Annotated in this window: 22 protein-coding genes and 2 pseudogenes; 16 read left to right on the top strand and 8 right to left on the bottom strand. The window is 74.5% G+C overall.

Annotated features, from left to right (window positions below; all coding sequences use genetic code 11):
* Positions 1 to 43 precede the first annotated feature (43 nt).
* Positions 44 to 448 carry a hemopexin repeat-containing protein gene (locus tag VR45_RS21730; protein ID WP_159394301.1) on the top strand — a complete coding sequence of 135 codons (405 nt, stop codon included), beginning with the start codon at positions 44 to 46 and terminating at the stop codon, positions 446 to 448.
* Positions 449 to 469: 21 nt separating this feature from the next.
* On the opposite strand, the gene VR45_RS21725 is transcribed toward VR45_RS21730, so the two are convergent.
* On the bottom strand, positions 470 to 1,078 hold the full coding sequence (locus tag VR45_RS21725; RefSeq protein ID WP_045941472.1) for a CGNR zinc finger domain-containing protein: 609 nt from the start codon (positions 1,076 to 1,078) through the stop codon (positions 470 to 472).
* Positions 1,079 to 1,181: 103 nt separating this feature from the next.
* On the opposite strand from VR45_RS21725, the gene VR45_RS21720 reads away from it, so the two are divergent.
* Positions 1,182 to 2,030 carry an SDR family NAD(P)-dependent oxidoreductase gene (locus tag VR45_RS21720; protein ID WP_045941471.1) on the top strand — a complete coding sequence of 283 codons (849 nt, stop codon included), beginning with the start codon at positions 1,182 to 1,184 and terminating at the stop codon, positions 2,028 to 2,030.
* A 209-nt stretch (positions 2,031 to 2,239) separates the two neighbouring features.
* Here the strand turns inward: VR45_RS21720 and VR45_RS21715 are convergent, their stop codons facing one another.
* Complete coding sequence (locus VR45_RS21715) at positions 2,240 to 3,154, bottom strand: S41 family peptidase (protein ID WP_045941470.1); 915 nt, start codon at positions 3,152 to 3,154, stop codon at positions 2,240 to 2,242.
* A 57-nt stretch (positions 3,155 to 3,211) separates the two neighbouring features.
* On the opposite strand from VR45_RS21715, the gene VR45_RS21710 reads away from it, so the two are divergent.
* Positions 3,212 to 3,718 (top strand): winged helix-turn-helix domain-containing protein, encoded by a 507-nt coding sequence (locus tag VR45_RS21710; protein ID WP_045941469.1) that lies wholly within the window; start codon positions 3,212 to 3,214, stop codon positions 3,716 to 3,718.
* 63 nt (positions 3,719 to 3,781) lie between these two features.
* On the opposite strand, the gene VR45_RS21705 is transcribed toward VR45_RS21710, so the two are convergent.
* Positions 3,782 to 4,699: a chlorophyllase gene (locus VR45_RS21705; protein WP_045941468.1), complete on the bottom strand. Its 918-nt coding sequence runs from the start codon at positions 4,697 to 4,699 to the stop codon at positions 3,782 to 3,784.
* A gap of 102 nt (positions 4,700 to 4,801) precedes the next feature.
* Between VR45_RS21705 and VR45_RS21700 the strand changes: the two genes are divergently transcribed.
* From VR45_RS21700 to VR45_RS21690, 3 genes are all read left to right on the top strand, one after another.
* Positions 4,802 to 5,371, top strand: coding sequence for a TetR/AcrR family transcriptional regulator (locus VR45_RS21700; protein ID WP_045941467.1), 570 nt, complete (start codon positions 4,802 to 4,804; stop codon positions 5,369 to 5,371).
* A gap of 179 nt (positions 5,372 to 5,550) precedes the next feature.
* Positions 5,551 to 5,901, top strand: coding sequence for a thioredoxin domain-containing protein (locus tag VR45_RS21695; RefSeq protein ID WP_045941466.1), 351 nt, complete (start codon positions 5,551 to 5,553; stop codon positions 5,899 to 5,901).
* 111 nt (positions 5,902 to 6,012) lie between these two features.
* The gene (locus VR45_RS21690) at positions 6,013 to 6,537 is read left to right on the top strand and encodes an AAA family ATPase (RefSeq protein ID WP_045941465.1); all 525 of its coding nucleotides are present in this window, start codon (positions 6,013 to 6,015) and stop codon (positions 6,535 to 6,537) included.
* Here the strand turns inward: VR45_RS21690 and VR45_RS21685 are convergent.
* Both VR45_RS21685 and VR45_RS21680 read right to left on the bottom strand, forming a co-directional pair.
* Positions 6,527 to 7,810 (bottom strand): MFS transporter, encoded by a 1,284-nt coding sequence (locus VR45_RS21685; RefSeq protein ID WP_234326069.1) that lies wholly within the window; start codon positions 7,808 to 7,810, stop codon positions 6,527 to 6,529. The two genes, VR45_RS21690 and VR45_RS21685, sit on opposite strands and share 11 nt — an antisense overlap.
* 92 nt (positions 7,811 to 7,902) lie before the next feature.
* Positions 7,903 to 9,056, bottom strand: a pseudogene (locus VR45_RS21680) (FAD-dependent oxidoreductase).
* A 186-nt stretch (positions 9,057 to 9,242) separates the two neighbouring features.
* On the opposite strand from VR45_RS21680, the gene VR45_RS21675 reads away from it, so the two are divergent.
* From VR45_RS21675 to VR45_RS21665, 3 genes are all read left to right on the top strand, one after another.
* Complete coding sequence (locus VR45_RS21675; protein WP_045941464.1) at positions 9,243 to 10,001, top strand: SOS response-associated peptidase; 759 nt, start codon at positions 9,243 to 9,245, stop codon at positions 9,999 to 10,001.
* Between the two features lie 76 nt (positions 10,002 to 10,077).
* Positions 10,078 to 10,767 (top strand): helix-turn-helix domain-containing protein, encoded by a 690-nt coding sequence (locus tag VR45_RS21670; protein ID WP_045941463.1) that lies wholly within the window; start codon positions 10,078 to 10,080, stop codon positions 10,765 to 10,767.
* Between the two features lie 31 nt (positions 10,768 to 10,798).
* Positions 10,799 to 11,293 carry a DUF3291 domain-containing protein gene (locus tag VR45_RS21665; RefSeq protein ID WP_045941462.1) on the top strand — a complete coding sequence of 165 codons (495 nt, stop codon included), beginning with the start codon at positions 10,799 to 10,801 and terminating at the stop codon, positions 11,291 to 11,293.
* A 40-nt stretch (positions 11,294 to 11,333) separates the two neighbouring features.
* On the opposite strand, the gene VR45_RS21660 is transcribed toward VR45_RS21665, so the two are convergent.
* Positions 11,334 to 11,855 (bottom strand): GNAT family N-acetyltransferase, encoded by a 522-nt coding sequence (locus tag VR45_RS21660; protein WP_045941461.1) that lies wholly within the window; start codon positions 11,853 to 11,855, stop codon positions 11,334 to 11,336.
* Between the two features lie 205 nt (positions 11,856 to 12,060).
* Between VR45_RS21660 and VR45_RS21655 the strand changes: the two genes are divergently transcribed.
* Complete coding sequence (locus VR45_RS21655) at positions 12,061 to 13,065, top strand: aldo/keto reductase (protein WP_045941460.1); 1,005 nt, start codon at positions 12,061 to 12,063, stop codon at positions 13,063 to 13,065.
* Positions 13,066 to 13,134: 69 nt separating this feature from the next.
* On the opposite strand, the gene VR45_RS21650 is transcribed toward VR45_RS21655, so the two are convergent.
* Complete coding sequence (locus VR45_RS21650) at positions 13,135 to 13,887, bottom strand: class I SAM-dependent methyltransferase (protein ID WP_045941459.1); 753 nt, start codon at positions 13,885 to 13,887, stop codon at positions 13,135 to 13,137.
* Between the two features lie 431 nt (positions 13,888 to 14,318).
* Between VR45_RS21650 and ddaH the strand changes: the two genes are divergently transcribed.
* The 3 genes from ddaH (at position 14,319) to VR45_RS21635 (ending at position 17,999) form a co-directional block, all read left to right on the top strand.
* A complete protein-coding gene (ddaH, locus tag VR45_RS21645) occupies positions 14,319 to 15,137 on the top strand; it encodes a dimethylargininase (protein WP_045941458.1) in 819 nt (272 codons plus the stop codon).
* Between the two features lie 208 nt (positions 15,138 to 15,345).
* The gene (locus VR45_RS21640) at positions 15,346 to 16,824 is read left to right on the top strand and encodes a hypothetical protein (RefSeq protein ID WP_234326068.1); all 1,479 of its coding nucleotides are present in this window, start codon (positions 15,346 to 15,348) and stop codon (positions 16,822 to 16,824) included.
* A complete protein-coding gene (locus VR45_RS21635) occupies positions 16,821 to 17,999 on the top strand; it encodes a hypothetical protein (protein ID WP_045941457.1) in 1,179 nt (392 codons plus the stop codon). The genes VR45_RS21640 and VR45_RS21635 overlap by 4 nt, the downstream gene beginning before the upstream one ends.
* A 148-nt stretch (positions 18,000 to 18,147) precedes the next feature.
* Here VR45_RS21635 and VR45_RS21630 read toward each other — a convergent pair whose 3' ends face one another.
* Entirely contained in the window at positions 18,148 to 18,570 is a 423-nt protein-coding gene (locus tag VR45_RS21630) for a hypothetical protein (protein ID WP_159394300.1), read from the bottom strand.
* 569 nt (positions 18,571 to 19,139) lie between these two features.
* On the opposite strand from VR45_RS21630, the gene VR45_RS45790 reads away from it, so the two are divergent.
* The 3 genes and pseudogenes from VR45_RS45790 to VR45_RS21615 form a co-directional block, all read left to right on the top strand.
* The gene (locus VR45_RS45790) at positions 19,140 to 19,631 is read left to right on the top strand and encodes a hypothetical protein (protein WP_159394299.1); all 492 of its coding nucleotides are present in this window, start codon (positions 19,140 to 19,142) and stop codon (positions 19,629 to 19,631) included.
* Positions 19,628 to 20,368, top strand: a complete 741-nt coding sequence (locus VR45_RS21620) for a hypothetical protein (protein WP_045941454.1) — start codon at positions 19,628 to 19,630, stop codon at positions 20,366 to 20,368. Before VR45_RS45790 ends, VR45_RS21620 begins: the two co-directional genes overlap by 4 nt.
* Before the next feature lie 152 nt (positions 20,369 to 20,520).
* A pseudogene (locus tag VR45_RS21615) lies at positions 20,521 to 20,760 on the top strand (hypothetical protein); the annotation flags it as partial.

Genomic DNA, 20,760 nt, shown 5'->3' with positions numbered 1-20,760 from the left:
ACTCGCACGCCTACCCCCAGAGGTGGCCCAACGATCGCCGTCGGTGAGCACACTGACACCCACCGGGAGAAAAAGCAATCACGCCTGCTTGTTTTCAGGCGCCCAAGGGAACCGGACGGACCGGGCGGGCGAGCGGAAGTTCTTCCACGACGACCGCTGCCTGCGCGCGGACGATCCGAGCGGAATCCTCCAAGGGCCGGACTCGATCTCCTCGGTCGCACCCAGCCTGGCCGACGCGGGATTCGGGGCCGACATCGACGACGGCGTCCGCCTTCCCGACGGCAGGACCTATCTCTTCAAGGGGGACAAGTACGTTCGCCTCGACCCGGTCACGCTCGCCGTCGACCCGGGCTGTCCGCTGACGACCGCGGACGAGTGGCAGGGGTTCTCGTCGACGTTCAGCGCGGAGGACTTCGACGCGGTGTGGATCAATCCGAACCACCCGTGAGCCCTGCTCGCCAGTGAGGGCTCAGGACTCGGGCTGGGTGGTGGTCTCACGCAGGCGCTGGCGGTGTTTGCGCATGGAGACCTGGGAGCCGCAGCCGGTGCTGCAGTACAGCCCTCCCCCGTTGCGGGTGCGGTCGAGGAAGCCGAAGTGGCACGGCGGGTTGCGGCAGGCCTTGATGCGGGCCCAGTCGCCGGTCCCGGCGAAGGTCGTCACCGCGGCCAGGACGGTGCCGAACACGCGCGGCGCTCCCGCCTGCGGCGAGGCCAGCTCGACCCCGCCGGCCGTGACCACCGTCGCCAGCGGGTAGAGCGGGCCCACGCGTCGCAGGTACCGCTCGGCGCGCAGCAGCGGCTCGCCCCGGCTCTCCTCGTCGCCCGAGTGCGCGAGCAGCAGCGTCACCAGGGCGTCGCGCAGTTCGCGCGCGGCCGCGGCGTCGGCGTCGGTGACCACGGTTCCGCCGCCGAACTCGTCGCGCTCGGCCAGCCAGGCGGCGAACGAGTCGCCGTCCCCGAAGAGTTCGCGGCGGCCCGCGCCGTCGGCGCGCGTGTTCACGAAGGCAAGCACGGTCTCCACCGTCGGCGTGACGGTGCGCGGGCTTGGTCCGGGGGATCCGGCCGTCGCTGTGGTCATCCCCCCACAGTACCGCAGCGCGAGTGGAGCTATTCCGGCTAGTGGGCAACCGTCGAGCCGATCGAGGTCGACGCGTTGCGTTCTAATGCGATACGGTCGCAACATGAATCAAAACTCCACCCACCGCACCCACCTCCGCACCTGGCTGATCACCGGTGCGACGTCCGGCATCGGCCGCGAACTGGCGCTCCAGGCACTGGAGAACGGCGACAACGTCGCGGCCCTCGCCCGCGACACCTCCCCCCTGGACGAGACGGCGCAGGCCCACGGCGGGCGCCTGCTCCTCGTCCGGACGGACGTACGTGACGAGAGAGCCGTCCAGGGCGCCGTGGACGCCGCGCTCGCCCGGTTCGGCCGGATCGACGTGGTGGCCAACAACGCGGGCTACGGACTGTTCGGAGCCGTCGAGGAGGTCTCCGACGCGCAGGCCCGCGCCGTCTTCGACACCAATGTCTTCGGGGTGCTCAACGTGCTCCGCGCAACGCTGCCGGTACTCCGGGCCCAGCGGTCGGGGCACGTCCTCCAGGGCTCGTCGGTCTACGGGCAGTCCGTCCACCCCGGCGTGGGCCTGCTGGCCGCCACCAAGCACGCGGTCGAAGGGCTGTCGGACGCGCTCGCGGCCGAGGTCGCACCACTCGGCATCAAGGTCACGCTCGTCCAGCCCGGGCTGACCGCGACCCCGTTCCTCGCCAACCTCGATGTCGCGGCCGGCCTGGACGACTACGACCCGACCGTCCGCGAGGTCCAGAAGGGCATCGGGGAACTGCCCGCGACCGCGTTCTCCGCCGCGGCGCGGATCGCCGCCGGCATCCGGACCGCGGTCGACAGCCCCAATCCCCCACTGCGCCTGGCCCTCGGCACCTCCGCCGCGACGGGCATACGCTCCGCCCTGGCGGAACGGCTCGCCGACCTCGACGGCTGGCAGGGCACGACCGACGCCGTGGACCAGTAGGGCAACAGGCAGGGCAACAGGCGGGGCGACAGGCACGAGGCACCGGGCCACAGGTCCCGCCGGGGGGCACGGTCACAGCGAAAAACGGCCCGGCCCCGCCGCCGCCCCGCCATGACACAGGGGTCCGGTGCGAAGCCGCAGCAGACGGCTTCGCACCGGACCCCTGTCGTGGCACAGCTCCACGACCCATGGCGCCACCCGGCCGGGAACTACTCGGCCAGGCGCGCCAGGGCCAGGGAGAGGGCGCGGTCGAGCGCGTCCTCGGCGTCGCAGGGGACGTCGGGGCGGACGCCGGCGCCCTCCCAGTTGGTGCCCGAGACCGGGTTGACCGCGCGGGCGACGGGCACGCTGAGCTCCAGGTGCGGGTGCACCGTCCAGCCGTCGCGCGGGTGGGCGCCGCCGCGGGTGGCCTCGCCGACGACCTCGGCGCGGCCGAGCTGCTGCAGGTCGTAGGCGAGTTCCTCGCCCGCGGAGAAGGTCTTTCCGCTCGTCAGGACGTAGACCGGCTTGTCGGCGCCGAAGCGGGCACCCGGCACGAACGGGGGCGTCCAGGACTGCGCGACCCGCTCCCCCTGCTTCGAGACCATGGTGTTGAGGTGGGTGCGGCCGTCGAGCAGGTAGCCGCAGACGAAGGCCACCGTGTCCGGGTCGCCGCCGAGGTTGCGACGCAGGTCCAGAACGAGCGCCTCGGCCGGCGCCACCAGCGAGAGCGCCGCGGCCAGCGGCTGCGCGGCCCAGTCCAGCGGGAACATGTGGGACGAGATCTCCAGCACCGCGACGCCGCCGTCGAGGAGCTCGACCCGCGGAACGCCGCCCAGGGTGGCGTCGAACTTCCGCCGCATCTCGGCGAGCACCGCCTCGCCCTGCCCCGAAGGCACCGGCACGGCGTGGTGCTTCAGCGCCAGGTGCAGGTCGCCGTTGACGGACCGCAGGTCCGCGGTGACCGCGTCGGCCAACTCCTCGGCGGATCCGGCCGGGTACGAGCCCTCGGCACTCCGGCGGCGCAGCAGGTCCGCGAGCTCCCCGGCGACATCGGGGAAGACGTAGTTCTCGCGGACCAGGTCGGCGACCGACTCGACGACGGCGACGGTGTCCAACGCGGGTGACGATGTGGTGGAGGTCATGACAGGGAGTACACCAGCGGCTTGCCAAAGCGTCAAACGTACTTAACGCTTGATCCGGTGAGCCAACAACCGGACGACAGCGTCCAGCGGATCAGCACGCCCCTGCAGCACACCGCACTCGCCCACCCCACGCGCCAGCGCCTGCTGTTCGCCCTCAGCGGCCGGCCGTCGACGATCAGTCGGCTCGCCGCGCAGCTGGGAGTGAACAAGGGCAGCGTCTCCCACCACCTCGGGGTGCTGTCCGAGGCGGGGCTGATCCAGGAGGCGGGAACGCGGCAGGTCCGCGGCGGCACCGAGAGGTACTACCGGCGGACCGCCGAGCGGCTCGTCATCGCACGGCCCCGGGCCGAGGGAACGGCCGCGCTGTTCGGCGCCGTCGCCCAGGAGTTGGAGCGCTCCCCCGTCGACCATCTCCTGACCCTGCGCCACATCCGGCTCAGCCCGGCCAAGGCGGCCCGGCTCGCCAAGGCGCTGGCCGAACTGGTCGACGAGGCGGAGGAGGGTCCGGAGGGCGAGCCGGTGCACGGCCTCCTGGTGACGCTCTACCAGCAGGCCGGGACGTAGGGGCCGTGGCGCAGGGCCGTGGCGTAGGGCCGGGGCGCAGGGCCCGGGCCGGGCCGGTCGGGTTCACTTGCCGGAGATGCTCCATGTGCCTTCGGTGGCAGCGTCGTTGAAGGCACTCCAGGCGGTGCCGTCGACCTTGAGCGCATCGAGGAGGTAGGCGGAGATCGCATCGGCGACGAGGGCGACGCGGGCGGGGTCCTCGTCGGTGGTCTCGGCGACCGCCTCGCCGGCGATGCCGCCCATGGTGTGCTCACCGTCGGCGACGGCGAGCAGGCTCTTCGGGGACGGGCCGAGGTGGTAGGCGTCGGTGAACCAGTCCGGCCCCCGGGTGGAGAGCCGCGACCGGTCCTTGCCGCCCGCGACGACCAGGGTGGGGACGGTCATGGTGGAGTAGTCCGGCCTCATGAACGGAAGGTGCTCGACGGCGAACGGGGTGAGCGTGTCACCGGTTCCGGTCGCCGCGATCAGCGCGCCGGCCGCGACCGCGGGGTGGGAGAAGTCCTCGCNGAAGTCCTCGCCGGGAACGCCGTCGGCGTCGAGCACGCGCGCGCCGAGGAGCGCGCCGGCCGTCTGGGCGCCCCAGGAGTGGCCGACGACCGCGATCCGTCCACGGTCGACCCGGGCCTCCAGGCCGCCCGCCTGGAGAAGGATGTCGCCGAGATGGTCGAGGACCGCGTGGAGGTCGGCGATCCGCACCCGCCAGACGGTGGCGAAGCGCGGGTCCTCCCAGCCGATGCCGTTGCGGCGGGAGTCCAGGTGGGTGGGCTGCACGACGACGAATCCGGCCGCGGCCCAGCGGTCGACGAGGGGCTCGTACCCGTCGAGGGACCAGGCGTTGCCGTGGGAGAACACGAGGACGGGAAGGTCCCGGCCCGCCACCGGGGCGGTGACCTTCACCTGCAGCTCGACGCCGCGGCCGGGTGCGGGGACGGCGATGGGCTTGACCGAGACGATCCGCTGTTCGAGAGGGCGGACGGGCATGGGGGACCTGCGCTTTCGCCAGGGGAAGGCTCTGCCATAATTTGGCGGAGCAGCGTTCCGCCAATCTAGCGGAACGTTGTTCCGCGAGTAAAGGAGAAGCCCGTGCCCGAACCGGTCGGAGTACGCCAGGCGCAGGCCCGGCGCACCCGCGACGGCGTGCTGGCGGCCGCCGCGGCGGTCTTCGTGGAGCAGGGCGTCCAGGCCCCCGTCCGGGACATCGCCGAACGCGCCGGCGTCGGCGTCGGCACGCTCTACCGGAACTTCCCGACCCGGGCCGACCTCGTCACCGCCGTCTACCGGCACCAGATCGACACCTGCGCCGCGCTCGCGCCCCGGCTGCTGGAGGAGTCGGACTCCCCGTTCACCGCCCTGACCCGCTGGGCGGACGCGTTCGTGGAGTTCCTCGTGACCAAGCACGGCCTCGGCGCGGCGCTGGGGTCCGGCGACCCGGGGCTGGAGAACCTCCACGCCCTGATGCTCGACACCCTGGTCCCCGCCTGCGCGACACTCCTGGACGCCTGCGCGGCCGCCGGCGAACTCGAACCCGGCATCACCGCCTACACGTTGATGCGCGCCATCGGCAACCTGTCCATCACCGGCCCCGATTACGGCCGGGACGAGGTGGCACGGATGGTCGCCGCCCTCCTCGCGGGGTGCCGCGGAAGGACATAGGCGAGGGGAAGAGGAGGCACTCGGCGGCAGGCCGGGGCCCCGGCTTCCGGCGACGAGTCCGTTGCGGGCGGCCGACGGCCCGCGCCCGGGCTCCGAGGCACGGGTGCCGCCGGCGGAGCGCCGACCAGGGAGAATGGGGCGGCGAGCGAGCCGGTCGCGACGACGAAGGAGAAGACCGCATGGCAGCAGTCGGGGTGCACCATCCCAAGGAGGACGCGGAATTCGACTTCGTGCTCGCGCACGTCGACGGTCCGGTGCTCGCGTACTTCTGGGGCGTGTGGGCCGCCGCCTGCAAGGACCTGGAACCGGTGATCAAGGACGTGGCCCGCGAGTACGCGGGCCGCGTCGCCGTCGTCCGCACCGACATCGTGCGCTGCCCGGCGGCCACCGCACGGTACGGGGTGCTGGGCGCGCCGACCTTCGTGCTCGTCCTGGACGGCGAAGCGGTGGCCACCACGACGGAGGCGACCGACGGGGCGGGCGTCCGGGCCTTCCTGGACGCCCATCTCCGGCCCGTCGGGGACAGCTGACGGACCCGAACCCGGACGGAGTCCCGGAACACCGGGTGGGGACCGTCCGGGACTTGGCACCCCGGACGGAGGGACCGGCCCCGGCAGCGTTCGCGCTCTAGGATCGGGTGCATGATCGTATGGCTCAACGGCACCCACGGTGCGGGCAAGACGACGACGGCCGCGCTGGTGCAGCCACTGATCCCGGATTCGCGGGTGTTCGACGCCGAGAAGGTCGGCGAGACGCTCATGGACATCACGCCGGGGCTGCCCAGGACGGACAACTTCCAGCACTGGCCGCCGTGGAGGCCGCTCGTGGTGGAGACCGCCCGGCGGGTGCTCGACTACACCGGGGGCACGCTGGTGATGCCGATGACCGTCCTGGTCGAGCGGTACTGGCGCGAGATCGCGGCGGGTCTGGCCCACCACGGCATCCCCGTAAGGCACTTCGTCCTCCACGCCGACCAGGACACCCTGCGCGGGCGGATCGAGGGGGACACCGTGCTCGGCGGCCCCTCGCCGTTCCGCCTCAGGCACCTGGAGCCCTACGCCGAGGCGGCCCGCACCTGGCTGCACGCGGAGGCCGAGGTCGTCGACACCACGCACCTCACACCCGCCCAGGCCGCCCGGCGGATCGCGGAGGCGGTCACGAGCTGAGCCGGTCGGGGGCGTCGGCCTCGGCAGGGACGTCGGGGGCCGGGGGCGCCGGGCGGGTGCGCTCGGCCCAGCCGGCCAGCGGCGGGGCGGCGGCGCCCAGGGCGGCGAAGAAGAGGCCGAGGAGCAGCCAGCCCGTGTGGCCGAGGCCGAGGACGGCGCCGGTCAGGACCAGCGGGGCGAGGGCCTGGCCCGCGTTGAAGCCGAGGCCGAGCAGGCCCTGGTACTGGCCCTGGGCGTGGTCGGGCGCGAGGCCGAAGCCGAGGGCGTAGCCGGCCGAGGACTCCCACACCTCGCCGATGCTGTGGAGGACCACCGCGAGCACGGCGAGCACCGGCGCCACCCAGGCGGGGACGTCGGCCGTCAGTGCCATCAGGGGGCAGCTGAGCAGGAACATGAGGCCGGCGAGGCGGAAGGCGCGCCCGCCCTGACGCGGGGTCTCCACCTTGGAGCCGAGCCTGCTCTGGAACAGCACGCAGACGCCGCTGTTCATCGCGTAGACCGCCGCCACGGTCCAGCGCGGTGCGTCGGTGTGGGCGCTGAGCCAGATCGGCAGGAGCAGCGCAACGGTCTGGTACTGCAGGCCCATGGCGCTGTAGAGGGCGACGAAGGACACGTACGGCCGGTCGGCCAGGACCGACCACTGGCGGTGCTGCTCGGGCCGGGGCAGCGGCGGGTAGGCGGGGACGCCGAGCAGGACGATCAGTGCGGCGCCGGCGAAGCTGGCGGCGTTGGCGAGGATCAGCGCGGTGTAGGCGGCGCGGGTGTCGATCTGGAGGGCGACACCCGCGCCCAGGGTGCCCATGACCACGCCGAGGTTGACGTAGGTCCGGAGCCTGGCCCGGAACGCGGCGGGACGATCGCCGCCGGCCCTGGCGATGAGCGCGCCGCCCGCGGCGCCGCCCGCCGAGGCGGCCAGCCGTTCCACGGTGGCGAGCAGGACAAAGGCGAGCCAGCTGTCGATGAGGACGAAGGCCGTCATGGATACGGCCTGGACGGCGAGGGAGGCCAGGGAGACCACGCGCGGCCCGTAGCGGTCGGCCAGGTTGCCCGCCGGGATGCCGGCCGCCAGGCCGCAGAGGCCGGCGATCGTCAGGCCCGCCCCGACCTGGGTGGCGGGCAGGTGCACCACGAGCGTGAAGTAGAGGACGGACGCGGCGTTGAAGAGGCCGTTGCCCACCCGGTTGACGAAACTGGAGGCGATCAGGGCCCGTTGCGGACCGGCCTCCGACTCCTCGGACACCTTCCGCCCGGCCCCCCGCTTCATCATGATCATGCCGAAGAGGCTAACAGGGGGCCTCGCGGCTCCTTCGGGCGCACCGGCCGTTCGCGCACCGCTCGAACCGATGTCCGACCGGGAGGTGGCCGTCAGGCCGGGACGAGGGCGTCCCACTGGGCGCGGGTCGGGCCGTCGTGCGCCGGCTCGAAGTCCGGGCGGGCGGCCAGCCAGGCGGTGACGCTGCGGTCGACCTCGTCGGTCGCGTAGGCCTCGCCGGGCGTCCGCAGCAGGTGCCGCACCTGGTAGCCGCCCGGGTCCGCCACCGTCTGCTCGACGTGGCCGGCGAGGTACTGGGCGGCGCGCAGGCCGAGGGCCGCGCCGTGGCCGAGCGTCGGGTTGGTGTGGACGAGGCTGTCCCCGGCGTTGACCAGGCCGGTGACGACGGGGCCCTCGGCGTCGACGAGGGAGGTCCAGCGGTTGTCCAGGCCGGCCATCGCCAGGACGTCCGACAGCGGTTCGGCGGCCAGGTCGAGCCAGGCGGCGGTGGCGGGGAAGCTGCGGGCGACGGCCTCGAACACGGCGGGGTCGGTGAGCGCGCCCCGGCTCGGGTCGGCGGTGGAGACCACCACGTTCACCGCGAAGGTGTCGTTGTCGGAGGGGAAGACGCCGGCGAGCGCGAACGGCGCGGACGAGCCGTTCCGCAGCCGGCCCGGGTCGCGGGGCCGTCCTCCCGCACGCGGTACCAGCGGCAGAGGTAGGCGATCCCGGCGCGGTGGCTCTCGACCACGGGCGGACGGCACCCCGCCGCGACGAGCATCCCGGGGACCGGGGAGCGACGGCCGGCCGCGTCGACGACCAGGTCCGCCGGGTGGGTGTCCGCGCCGACCGCGACGCCGGTGACCCGGGCGGGGCGGCCCGGCGCGAAGGTGAGGCCGTCGACCCGGCATCCGCGCCGCACGTCGACGGTGGGCTCCCGCCGCACGGCCGAGGCCAGCGCGGCCTCCAGCACGATCCGGCGGGTGCGGAGGGTCACCAGCTCCTCGTCGCCGTCCCGGTGCGGCGGATGCTCGTCGAACCAGTCGAACTCGTGGTACTCCCGGGCGCCGCGCGCCAGCAGGTCCGCGTAGACGTCGGGCGCCTCGGCGTGCAGCACCGTGCGTACCGGTGCGAGCAGGGAGTGCGGCTGGACGGCCTGCGGGACGCGGGGACGGTCCCAGTGGAAGAAGTCCCGGTGCAGGTCCTCCCCGGCTTCCCGCGTGTCCTGCTCGAACAGCGTGACGGCGTGCCCCCGTCGTCCGAGCATGAGCGCGACCCCCAGGCCGCCGATACCGCCACCGATCACCGCAACCCGCGCCACTGGCTTCCCTTCGCGTCGTGTTGCGGGTGGAGCCTACCGCCCGATGATCTTGGGACGGCGGCCGGGGTCGGGGTGATGCGTGACGCGCGGGATGCGTGACGGGCGGGGTCCGGTGGGGGCAGGATGAGGCGCATGTGCGGTCGATTCGTCTCCACCACCACCCCGCCCGACCTGGCGGAGCTGCTGCGCGCCTCGCTCTGGCCGACGGCGGAGGCGCTCGCGCCGTCGTGGAACGTCGCGCCGACCGACGAGGTGGCGAGCGTGCTGGAACGGGTCGACCGGGAGACCGGGGAGATCACGCGCCAGGTGCGGTCGCTGCGCTGGGGGCTGGTCCCGTCCTGGTCGAAGGATCCGGGCTCCGGCGCACGGATGATCAACGCGCGGGTGGAGACGGCCGCCGAGAAGCCGGCGTTCCGCAAGGCGTTCAAGGAACGGCGCTGCGTGGTGCCCGCCGACGGGTACTTCGAGTGGCGGCCGGTACCGGCGACGGACGGGCGCAAGGGCTACAAGCAGCCCTACTACCTCCACCGGCCGGACGGCGGCCTGCTGCTGATGGCCGGGCTGTACGAGTTCTGGCGCGACCGCACGGCCCCCGAGGACGCGGACGCATGGCTGGTGACCTGCACCGTGCTGACCACCGAGGCGACCGACGCGGCCGGCCGGATCCACGACCGGATGCCGGTCACCCTCACCGCCGACACCCTGGACGCCTGGCTCGACCCGAGCGTCACCGACCCCGCCGAGGTCCGCGGCCTGCTGCACGCACCGACGGGCGACCTGCTGGTGCGACCGGTCGCGACCACCGTGAACAGCGTCCGCAACGACGGGCCGCAGCTGCTGGACGCGGTGGCGGACCCGCTGCCGGACGTCACCGGCGGCCACTACGCCTGAGGCGGCGGGGCCGAAAGGCCGGGCGTCCGACGGGCAGGCTTCTAACGGCGATCCGCGTTGTTCTTAGAATGGGCGGATGGAGGACATCGACGCGATCGCGGTGCTGCAGGACCCAGTGCGGCGCCGACTGTACGAGTACGTGGTGACGCAGGGCCGTGAGGTCGGCCGGAACGAGGCCGCCGAGGGCACGGGGGTGACCCGCACGCTCGCCGCGCACCATCTCGACAAGCTCGCCGAGGCCGGACTGCTGGAGAGCGGCAGCCGTCGGCTGACCGGCCGCTCGGGCCCGGGGGCGGGCCGGCCCGCCAAGGTGTACACCCGGGCGCGCGCCGAACACGCGGTGTCGCTGCCCGCCCGCGACTACCGCACCGCCGCCGAACTGCTCGCCGGGGCGGCCGAGGCGGCCGGGCTGGACCTCGCGCTGCACGAGGCCGCGCGCCGCCGGGGGGAGGCGCTGCGCGGAGCGGAGGCGCCCTGCGGCGACCTCGACCGGGCGATGGAGCTGCTGGCCGCGCGCGGCTACGAGCCTTATCCGGTGCGCAGCGAGGGCACTGCCGACGACGGCAGGGCGGGCGCGACGGCGGTCCGGATGCGCAACTGCCCGTTCCACGCCGTCGCGGAGCAGTTCCCGCCGCTCGTCTGCGGCATGAACCTAGCGCTGCTGGAGGGGCTGTTGGGGACGGACGGTCCGGTCCGCGCCCGGATGGACGCCCGGCCGGGCGAGTGCTGCGTGGTGGTCGAGGCTTCTAAAAACAATGATGATTGACATAGAAACTCGGGCCGTGCTGGGATGAGGCATGACCTCGTCCCAGCCTGCCGCGCACGATCTGCCCGCCCAGCTCGCCCAACTCAACGTCGCCACGCTGCTCCACCCGATCGACGACCCTCGAATCGCACCGTTCGTCGAACTGCTCGACCCGGTCAACGCCGCCGCCGACGGGACGCCCGGCTTCGTCTGGCGGCTCGTCGAGGACGGCACGGACGACGCCACCGGCCTGCGCCCGGCGGGCGAGAACGTCATCGTCAACCTGTCGGTGTGGGAGAGCCAGGAAGCCCTGTGGGAATTCGCCTACCGCAGCGGGCACTTGGAGGCGATGCGGCGCCGGCGTGAATGGTTCGCACGGCACGTCGAGGCGCACCTGGTGCTCTGGTGGGTGCCCGCCGGTCACCGCCCGAGCGTCACCGAGGCGCTGGAGCGCCTGGCCGAGCTGAGGGCGCACGGGCCCTCGCCGCGCGCGTTCACCTTCGCCTCCGCGCACAGCGCCGAGGAGGCCCGGTCGGTGACGGGGTGAAGGAGCAACAAGGAGTAAGGGAGCAGGAGACGGGGTCCGGTCAGACCAGCGGCAGCGCCATCTCCAGTTCGCGGGCGGCCGGGTCCAGCGGGTAGGGCTTGGTGCCGCCGGTGAGCTCGAAGCCCCGGCGCCGGTAGAAGGCGGCGGCCCGGGCGTTGTCCTCGTGCACGGTGAGCAGCAGGCGCCGCGCGCCCGTCTCCCGGGCCCACGCGATGATCGCGTCCAGCATGGTGTCCGTCACCCCGCGCTCGCGGCCCCGGTGCTCCGGGTGGACCCAGACGCCGACCAGCAGCGCCGTCCCGGGCTCGGGCGTGAAGCCGATCATCGTCCCGACCCACTCCCCTCCCCCGGCGCCGTCCTCGTGCACGGCCGCCAGACCGACGCTGCCGGGCTCGTTGACCCGGCGGATCCGGGAGTGCCACTCCTCGTCACCGTGCGCGAGCGCCGTCTCGTAGGTCTCCAGGAAGGCCATCGGGGTGTCCAGCAGCTGCGCGAGGCGCACCTCCCGCAACCGCTCCCAGTCCGTGTCCGTCCGGCCGATCCGCTCGATCCGGTAGGTCATGACGGCCCTCCCCGCAGTGGTCCCTGCTTCGACACGTCCGACACGTTCGACACAGGAGCATAGGCACCCGCCCGGGAGCGGGCGCCGCCGGGGGCTGTCGGCGCAGGTCAGGGGCCGGTCGGGGGCCGGTCGGAGGCGGCGGGGCCGATAGGGTGCGGTGGGGACGGACCCTGCCGACCCGCCGACCTGCCGATGGAGACCCGCCATGCCGACCGCCCACGCCGCCGCTGAAACGTCCGGACCGTCCGGACCGTCGATCGCGCGGTTCGGCTTGGGCACCGCGGCCGTCGGACGGCCCGGGTACATCACGCTCGGCCGCGACCTCGACCTCCCGGCCGAGCGCACCGTGGACGCCCTGCGCGCGCGGACCCACGCCCTGCTCGACGCCGCTTTCGCCGCCGGTGTGCGCTACTTCGACACCGCCCGCTCCTACGGCCGCGCGGAGGAGTTCCTCGGCGCCTGGCTCGCCGCCCGGCCGCAGGCCGCGGCCGAGGTGACGGTCGGCAGCAAGTGGGGATACACGTACACCGCCGACTGGCGGGCCTCCGGCGTGCCGGTGCACGAGGTCAAGGAGCACTCGACGGCCGTCTTCGACCGTCAGGTGCGGGAGAGCCTCGCGCTGCTGGGCCGCCGTCCGGACGTCTACCTGGTGCACTCGGTCACGCCGGACAGCCCCGCGCTCACCGACCCCGCGCTGCACGCCCGGCTGGCCGCGCTGGCCGCCGAGGGCGTGCGGGTGGGCCTGTCCACCAGCGGCCCGGAGCAGGCGGCGGCGGTCCGGGCGGCGCTGGCGGTGACGGTGGACGGCCGGCCGCTGTTCGGCGCCGTGCAGTCGACCTGGAACCTGCTGGAGCCCTCGGCCGGACCGGCGCTGGCCGAGGCGCACGCGGCGGGCCTGCTCGTCGTGGTCAAGGAGGGCATGGCCAACGGCCGGCTCGCCGACCGCAACGCCACCGGTCCGGACACCGCCGCCCTACGCGAACTGGCCGCCCGGACCGGCGCCTCCTGCGACGCCCTCGCGCTGGCGGCCGTCGCCGCGCAGCCCTGGGCGGACGTGGTGCTCTCCGGCGCGGCCACCACCGAGCAGCTCGCCTCGAACCTGGGCGCCGCCGGGCTCGCCCTCGACGCCGCCGCGTCGGCCGGTCTCGCGCCGCTCGCCGAACCGGCCGAGCAGTACTGGCGCACGCGCTCGGCGCTGCCCTGGGCCTGACAGTTCAACGCCCCGGGCCCGACAGCGCCGAAGCCCCGGGCCCGACAGCCCCGAGGCCGGGCGGCGCCGTCAGCGCGGGGCGCGGCGGACCGTCAGCATGTCCTGGGTGTGGCCGATGGCGTAACCGCCGTCCGGCCGGGCGAAATGGCGCTCGACGTAGGCGGTCAGTTCGTCCCGGTCGGGCAGCCGGTCCAGGACGGCCAGGTCGGCCACGTTCACCATGAACTCCGCGACGTCCACCGCCTCCGCCAGCCGGTCCGTCCGGTAGTACAGGTCGAGGGTCTCCAGGGCCACCGTGTGCTCCGGTCCCTGTTCCGCCAACTGCTCGGCGAGCGGCCGCAGGTCGTAGCGCACGCCGGTGAAGTGCGCGGCCATCCGCATGCAGGGGCTCTCCGGGTTCTGCAGCACGACCAGCAGCGTCCCGCCGGGCGCCGCCCAGTCCAGGACCCGGCCGACGGTGCGCAGCCAGTCCTCCGGCGGCACGTAGTAGAGCACGTGGGAGAGGTGGACGAGGTCGGCCGGCTCGGGCGGTTCGGCCGCGTCGATCGGGTCCGGCAGGACGAGGGCCTCCGGGCAGACGGCGCGCAGCCGCTCGCGCATCGCCGCGCTGGGCTCGATCGCCACCGTGCGCTCGAAGTAGCGCGCCAGGTGGGCGGTGGTCCTGCCCTCGCCGGCGCCGACGTCCAGCAGCACCCGGCGCCGGTCCAGGCCGGTGGCGACCTCGGTCAGCCGGGCGTGGGTGAGGGGCTTCTCGTCCGTGCCGGCGAGGAACAGTTCGAACGCCCGGCGGTAGGCCGCGCCGGAGGTGTCCAGCACGCGCATCGACGCCGTCCCCGTTCCCGCGCCTGTTCCGATGCTCGTGCCCGTTCCCGTGCCTGCTCCCGTGCCTGTTCCGATGCTCGTGCCCGCGCCCGGGCCCGCTCCTGTGCTGGTCCCCATCGTGCGGTCTCCTCGTCGACGCGGCGTGTACGGCCGGGCCAGTCCACCGCGGCGCCCCGCACCGGCCGCGCAGGCACGTTCCTGCCCGCGTGTCGTGGAGCGCGCACCCCTCGGGGAGGCCCGGGGCCGTCCCCGACCTGCCCCGACGCCCGCCGTGCGCCGACCCCGGCTGGACCTCCGCCGTCCGATCACCGTGCATGTCGCGGCCACGTCCGCGATCGCCGCGCCCGGCACGCTCGGGGCAACCGACGGGGCGCACCCCGCACCCGCCCGGCCCCTCCCGCACCACCCCGCCGGAAGGAAGTCCACCGCCCGTGTCCCGTACCGCCCGCCCGCGCCACTACCTGATGTGCCGTCCGACGCACTTCACGGTCGACTACTCGATCAACCCGTGGATGGAGCCGGCGAAGCCCACCGACGCCGACCGCGCCGTCGCCCAGTGGGAGCAGCTGTACGCGCTGTTCCAGGAGCTGGGCCACACGGTCGAGTTGATCGAGCCGCTGCCCGGCCTGCCCGACATGGTGTTCGCGGCCAACGGCGCGACCGTGGTCGACGGCACCGCCCTGGTCGCCCGGTTCCGGCACGAGGAGCGGGCGGACGAGGCCCCGGCGTACGTGGAGTGGTTCCGTTCGCGCGGCTACCGGGCGGTGCACCGGGCCGAGTTCACCAACGAGGGCGAGGGCGACTACCTGCTGGTCGGCGACCGCATCCTGGCCGGCACCGGCTTCCGCACCGACCGCCGGGCGCACGCCGAGACGGAGCGCGTCCTCGGCCGCCCCGTGGTCACCCTGGAGCTGGTCGACCCGCGCTACTACCACCTGGACACCGCGCTCGCGGTGCTCGACCACGACGAGATCATGTACTACCCGGCCGCCTTCTCGCCCGAGAGCCGCCGCACCCTGTCCGGGCTGTACCCGGACGCCGTGCTCGCCACCGACGAGGACGCGGCCGTCTTCGGCCTCAACGCCGTCTCGGACGGCCGCCGGGTGGTGCTGCCGGAGGCCGCGGTCGGGCTGGCGGCGCGGCTGCGGGCGCGGGGCTTCGAGCCGATCGGGATCGACGTCACGGAGCTGCTGAAGGCGGGCGGCAGTGTGAAGTGCTGCACCCTGGAGCTGCGCGGCGCCCCGGCCTGACGGGGCACGCTTGCACACCGGGTGGCGCGGGGGCGGCCGCCGGAAAACCGGGTGCGACCCCCGCACCACCCGGTGTTACTGTCGTTCCGGCCGGCCGCGGGACTCCGGTGCGACTTCCGGAATGTGCCTCTAACGCAATGATTCGCAGCTCGTACCCCCATTCCCCGGCTGGCCGTCCTCCTACGACAACCCAGGGACGGGCAGGACTGTGGAGACCTACGGGGACCTCGTCGCCGCCGAGGACGTGCTGCTGTTCGTCAACGCCGCGATCACCGGCACCGGCCAGCGCGAGTTCCACAGCGGAGCCGCCGAGCAGCAGCTCTCGCTCGACTTCCTGCACGAGTACATGCTCGTCAACTACCGCGGCCCCTATGCCGCCGCGCTCGCCCTCGACATCAACGACCACAACGCCGCCCTGATCGTCCGCCGCCTGCTGGAGACCTCCCGCGACGCCACCGACGAGCAGCGGCGCACCGAGGGCCGGCTGATCGCCCGCCGACTGCGGCTGCTGCCGCCGCAGCGGGTCTACCGGCTGATCGGCGAGCTGCGCCGCGCCAAGGTCAACAACCGCCGCACCCGGGCGATCCTGCGCGACTGGCTCGCCGCCCGCCCCGACCAGGCCCTCGACGCCGTCAAGTACCGCGCCGGCCTCAAGCTCGCGCTGCGCCACACCCATCTGCGCCCCGTCGCGGAGGAGACCGGCGACTTCCTGTACGCCCCGCGCCGGCGCACCGCGTACGCCGCGCCGCTGCTGGACGCCTGGCGGCGCGCCCACTACGAGCAGGGCGCGCTCTACGAACTGCCGTACACCGTCGCGGAGGGCTTCGCGAACCGCCACGGCATCCCCCGGGCCGCCTTCCTGCAGAAGATCGAGCCGCGGCTGACCGGCCTGGAGCGACTGCGCCTCCAGGAGTCCGCCCGCACGCTCGGCGCCACCGCCGTCACCGCCGACGCCACCGCCCTCGCCCGGATGCCGCTCACCCGGCTCGCCTCCTACGTGCTGGGCCTGCCGCCCGCCGACCGGACCGCCCGCCGCGCCGAACTGACCGACGCCCTGCGGGGCGTGCTCGACGACAGCTGGTCCGCGTACGGCTCGGGCGTCAAGCGCCGCCGGCCGCTGGCCGCCGCGCTCGCCTGCCACTTCCTGCTCGCGGCGCTGGCCGGCGAGTACACGGCGCTGTGGACCTCCGGTCGCGGCGACGCGCTGCTCGCCCGCCCGTCCGGTCCGACCCCGCTCGGGCGCCGCATCCTGGACGCGCTGGACACCGCGCCCGAGCGGCTGGTGATCGTCTCCGACGGCTGGGACAACGCCCCGCCGGGGCTGGCCGCCGAGGTGCTGCGGGTGTGGCGCACCCGACTCGACCCGGAGCACCGGACCAGCATCGTGCACCTCAACCCGGTGTACGACGCGGAGGGTTTCGACGTCCGACGGCTCGCCCCGACGGTGCCGACGGCCGGGCTGCGCGACGCCGAGGACCTGCCCGCCCTGGTCGAGTTCGCCCGCTTCGCCGAGGGCCGCACGGACCTCGCGGAGCTGACGGCGCACCTGGCCGCCCGCACCGAGCGGTTCCTGGCGGCGGACGGCGCGGTGCGCGTCCCGGTGGCCCGTACGACCGGTCCCGACGAGACCGCCACCGGGAGCACCGCCGCCGAGAGCACCGAGACCGCCGAGGAGACCGTCCGATGACCACCACCCCGGCCGCCCCGGCGTTCCGCCTCGACCTCACCGGCCTCGACACCCGCCCCGCCCAGGTGTGGGGCGGCGTGCGCCTGGTGCCCCTGGTCCGCGCCGAGCCGATCGAGGACCTCCGCCTCCACCAGGAGCTCTACGAGCCGGAGTACACCGCCGTCCCGGTCGGCCGCCGCACCGACTACCTCGCCTTCGTCCCGCACGGCTTCGTCGCCGACTGGACCCGCGACGGCACCCCCGCCGCCGCCTACGGCACCCGGCTCGACCCGCCCTCCGCCATCACCGCGAGCACCCCGCCCGAGCGGGTCCGGGTGCGGGTGCCGCGCCGGATCGCCAAGCGCGAGAACCGGACCCGGCTGCGCTTCCTGCCGCTCCACCTCGCCCTGGAGGGCTATCTCGCCCTGCACTTCGGCGGCCCGTCGATCGCCTGGGAGGAGTACTCCGAGCGCGCGCTGCGGCACGGACTCTCGCCGCGCGCCGAGGAGGCGTACGCAGGCGACCGGGTCCGCGGCCTCGCCGACGCCCTGCGGGTCTTCGAGATCCACCCCGGCCAGTGCGGCCTGGTCGTGTACGTGGCCGACGCGCTCGCCGCGGCCTTCGTCGTCCCGCACCCCGACGACTACCGCGCCCTGCACCGGACCCTGCTGCTCGACCTCTTCGGCGAGCTGATCCACCACTACGCCCTGCTGTCCGGCCCCGTCCCGGACTTCCGGGCCGATCTGCGCACGGCCGGTCCGATCAACTCGACCGCCGAGCTGCGCGCGGCCGTCGACGGCCAGGAGCGCGCCTGGGCGGCCTTCCACGACGACACGATGGCCGGCGGCCTGCTGGACCCGGACTACCGGGCGCGGACCGTGCGCCGCCTGGGCCGTTTCCGCCTCGACCGGTTCCGGCCGGAGTTCCGCCCCAAGCAGGAGAACCACATCGGCGAGGCGATCACCGACGAGCACGGCCGACTCGCCTACCTCAAGACCTTCCGCCTCTCCGAGGCCCAGGTCCGGCGCGGCCACCTGCTGGACCGCCTCGCCGCCCACGACTGGCACCTGCCGACGGCCGCCACCGCGCTCGGCCTCACCGAGCCCCAGCTCGGCCTGCGTCTCGAAGGCGCCGGCTTCGGGGGCCTGCTGCGCCAGGACGTCCTCGACCACTACCGGCGCGCCGCGCGCCAGTAGGACGGGTCCCGTCCCGGAACTGCCCTGTTCCCTGTCCCTGTCCCTGCCCCTGTCCCGCCCGGGCATGGTGCGGGAGCGGGTGCGGGGCGATGATAGGAGAAGGTTCGTGGAAGGACGGTCGGCGATGACCCGACAGCCGCACCATTCCTTACCCGAGGGCGATTCCCACCGTTCCGCCGGCTTCTCGGTGGACCGGTCCGGGACCGGCCGGGCCGACCGGTAGGCGGTCGGCCGTGTCGGCGGGTTCCGGACGCGCGGTGGGCCGCGTCCTGACCTCGGTGCTGCTGGGCACCGTGGTCGCGGTGCTGTGCGCGCTCCTCGCGCCGACCGCGTGGGCGCAGGCCTCGATGACGCTGTCCCCCGACCACGGGCCGCCGCGGACCAGGGTGACGGTCGACGGGACGGGGTTCACGAGCTGCCGCCCGGGGCCGAAGTCCCCGTCCGCGACCGTGCAGTTGCTCTGGGACACCACCCCTGCGGGGACGGCGCCGCTCAACGCGAAGGGACAGTTCCAGGGGTTCGTCGACGTCCCGGCGAACGCCGAACCGCGCCCGCACCTGGTCCGTGCCACCTGCCCGATCGTCCGGTCGCCCGTCTCGCCGGAGCCGGACGTCCCGACGCCCGGGGCACCGGGTCTGGTGGCGGACGTCGTGACCGTCGCCAGGGACTTCGTGGTCGACCCGGACACTCCGCAGAGCCTCGCCCTCACCCCGGCGAGCGGGCCCGCCGGCCGTGCGTTCACCGCCCGGGGCACCGGGTTCTACTGCCCGGCCGACGAGCCCGTCGTGCTGCGCTGGGAGCAGCGTGAACTGGGCCGGACCCTGCCCTCCGACGGCGCCTTCGAGCAGAGCGTCACCGTGCCCGCCGGTGCGGCGCCCGGCCCGCACCCGGTGGAGGCCTCCTGCGGACCGGCGGCAGAGCGCCGGGCCACGGCCACGTTCACCGTCGACCGGGGCGGCAGCGTCGGCCCGACGCCGGACCCGACGGACGTGTCGCCCACCCCCGGGCCCACCACCGGGCCCGTACTGCGGGCACGGCCGGGCGCCGCACGACCGGGGCAGCAGGTCGTGCTCACCGGGACCGGCTTCGCCTGCCCGGGCGCCGGAGCACCCCGGCACCGGGACGGGCGGCGGGTTCGTGGTGACCACGCGGATCGCGGACGACGCCCGGCCCGGGCACTACCGGCTGCGCGCCGTCTGCCCGGACCGTCCGGAGACGGCCGGGTCCACGGACTTCGAGGTGCTGGCCGCCTCTGTGGTTCCCGGGCCGGGCGGGGGCGACGCGGCGCCCACCGCGCTGGTGGTCGGCTCGACGGCCGGCGGCGCCGTGGTGCTCGCCACCCTCGCCGGTACCTACGTGCTCGGCCGGCGGCGGGGACCGCACTGGGCGTCGGCGCACGTCGCGGTCGCCCCGGTGGCCGGTGCGCCGCCGCGGCCGCTGGTCACCGAGACGGACGACCCGGCCGGGCCCGGCCGCGCCGTCAGGCTGGAGTCCCGGGAGGATCCGGGCACGCACCGCGTCGAGGAGACGCCCGACGGCGGGGCGCCAGGCGGCGGGACGGCCGGCGGCGGGGAGATCCGTGCCGGGGAGACCGGTACCGAGGAGGGGGGAACGACCGAGGAGGAGCCATGACCACCGCCACGCTCACCGATCCGGCGACCGCACGCCTGTTGCTGTTCGGGACGGAGACACCCGGCAGCGCCGTCGACACGCTCGCCGAGTCCCTGCGCGGGCAGGGCACCGTCGGCACCCTGCTGCACGGCGTCCCGCGGCTGACCGGCGCGGCCGGGCAGGCCGTCGAGCGCGAGGTGGCGACCGCACTGGACCGCCAGCTCGGGCGCGACCTGTTCGGTTTCGCCGCCGCCGGCTGGTCCCGGTACACCGCCCTGACCGCGGCCGCCCGGCGCACCCGGGCCGACCCCGCGTCGGAGGAGGTGGTGGCACTCGCCAACCACCGCATCACCTCGACCAACAGCCCGCGTGTCGATCTGCTCGTCGACGGCACCACGGTCGGCTCGGTCCGGATGGAGCTGACGCTGGTGATCGAGCTGGCGGGCATCGTCGCGGTGGTCCGGCAGGCCCGTCTGGTGGCGCTGCGCGCCGGCAGTTGCACCGTCACCGGGACACTCAAGGTGGACCGGGAGAAGATCGTCCAGCGCAGCCGCCGGTTCGACCTGCCCGGCGCGGTGCGCCTGCGGAACGGGATCCCGCTGCTCGCGGACGAAGCGGCCCCGCCGGGGCCCGGGCCGGCGACCGAAGCCCGGGCCGGAGCGGAGACCGAACGGCTTCCGCAGGCCGACGGGGCCGCGGCGGCACGGGCCCGGGCGGAGACCGAACGCCTTCCGCGCACCGGCCGCCGGGTCGCCTGACGGACCGTGCGGGCGCGTCNGGCCGAGGGGCGGGAAACGGGTCCGGTCGCGAAATCTGTGGCGCTCGGGCACCGGGGGCGGCTAGGCTCCGGGCCGATGACGACTTCCGCTCCTCACGAAGTGGGGGTCCGGTCCAAGCAAGGTGAGTGCTGATGAGCGCTCACCTCGCGACCGGAGACCCCCGACTCTCCTTCTGGCTGCACGTGCGCGAGTTCGCCGTGCCGGCCTCGGTCATCGAGACTGCGACAGCCCGGCGGCTCGCCGGGGACTGGGCCGGGGCATGTGCCGCCGCCCGGGTCGATGTCGACCTCGATCTGCGGTCCGCCGCCCGGCGCCACGGGCGCGAAACGGCCGACCGACTCCGCTGTGACCTCCGGGCGTTGGCGCCCGAC

Source organism: Streptomyces sp. NRRL S-495 (assembly GCF_000966955.1).
In the GTDB taxonomy this organism is placed as follows: domain Bacteria; phylum Actinomycetota; class Actinomycetes; order Streptomycetales; family Streptomycetaceae; genus Kitasatospora; species Kitasatospora purpeofusca.
This window is presented reverse-complemented; position numbering and strand designations above follow the sequence as displayed.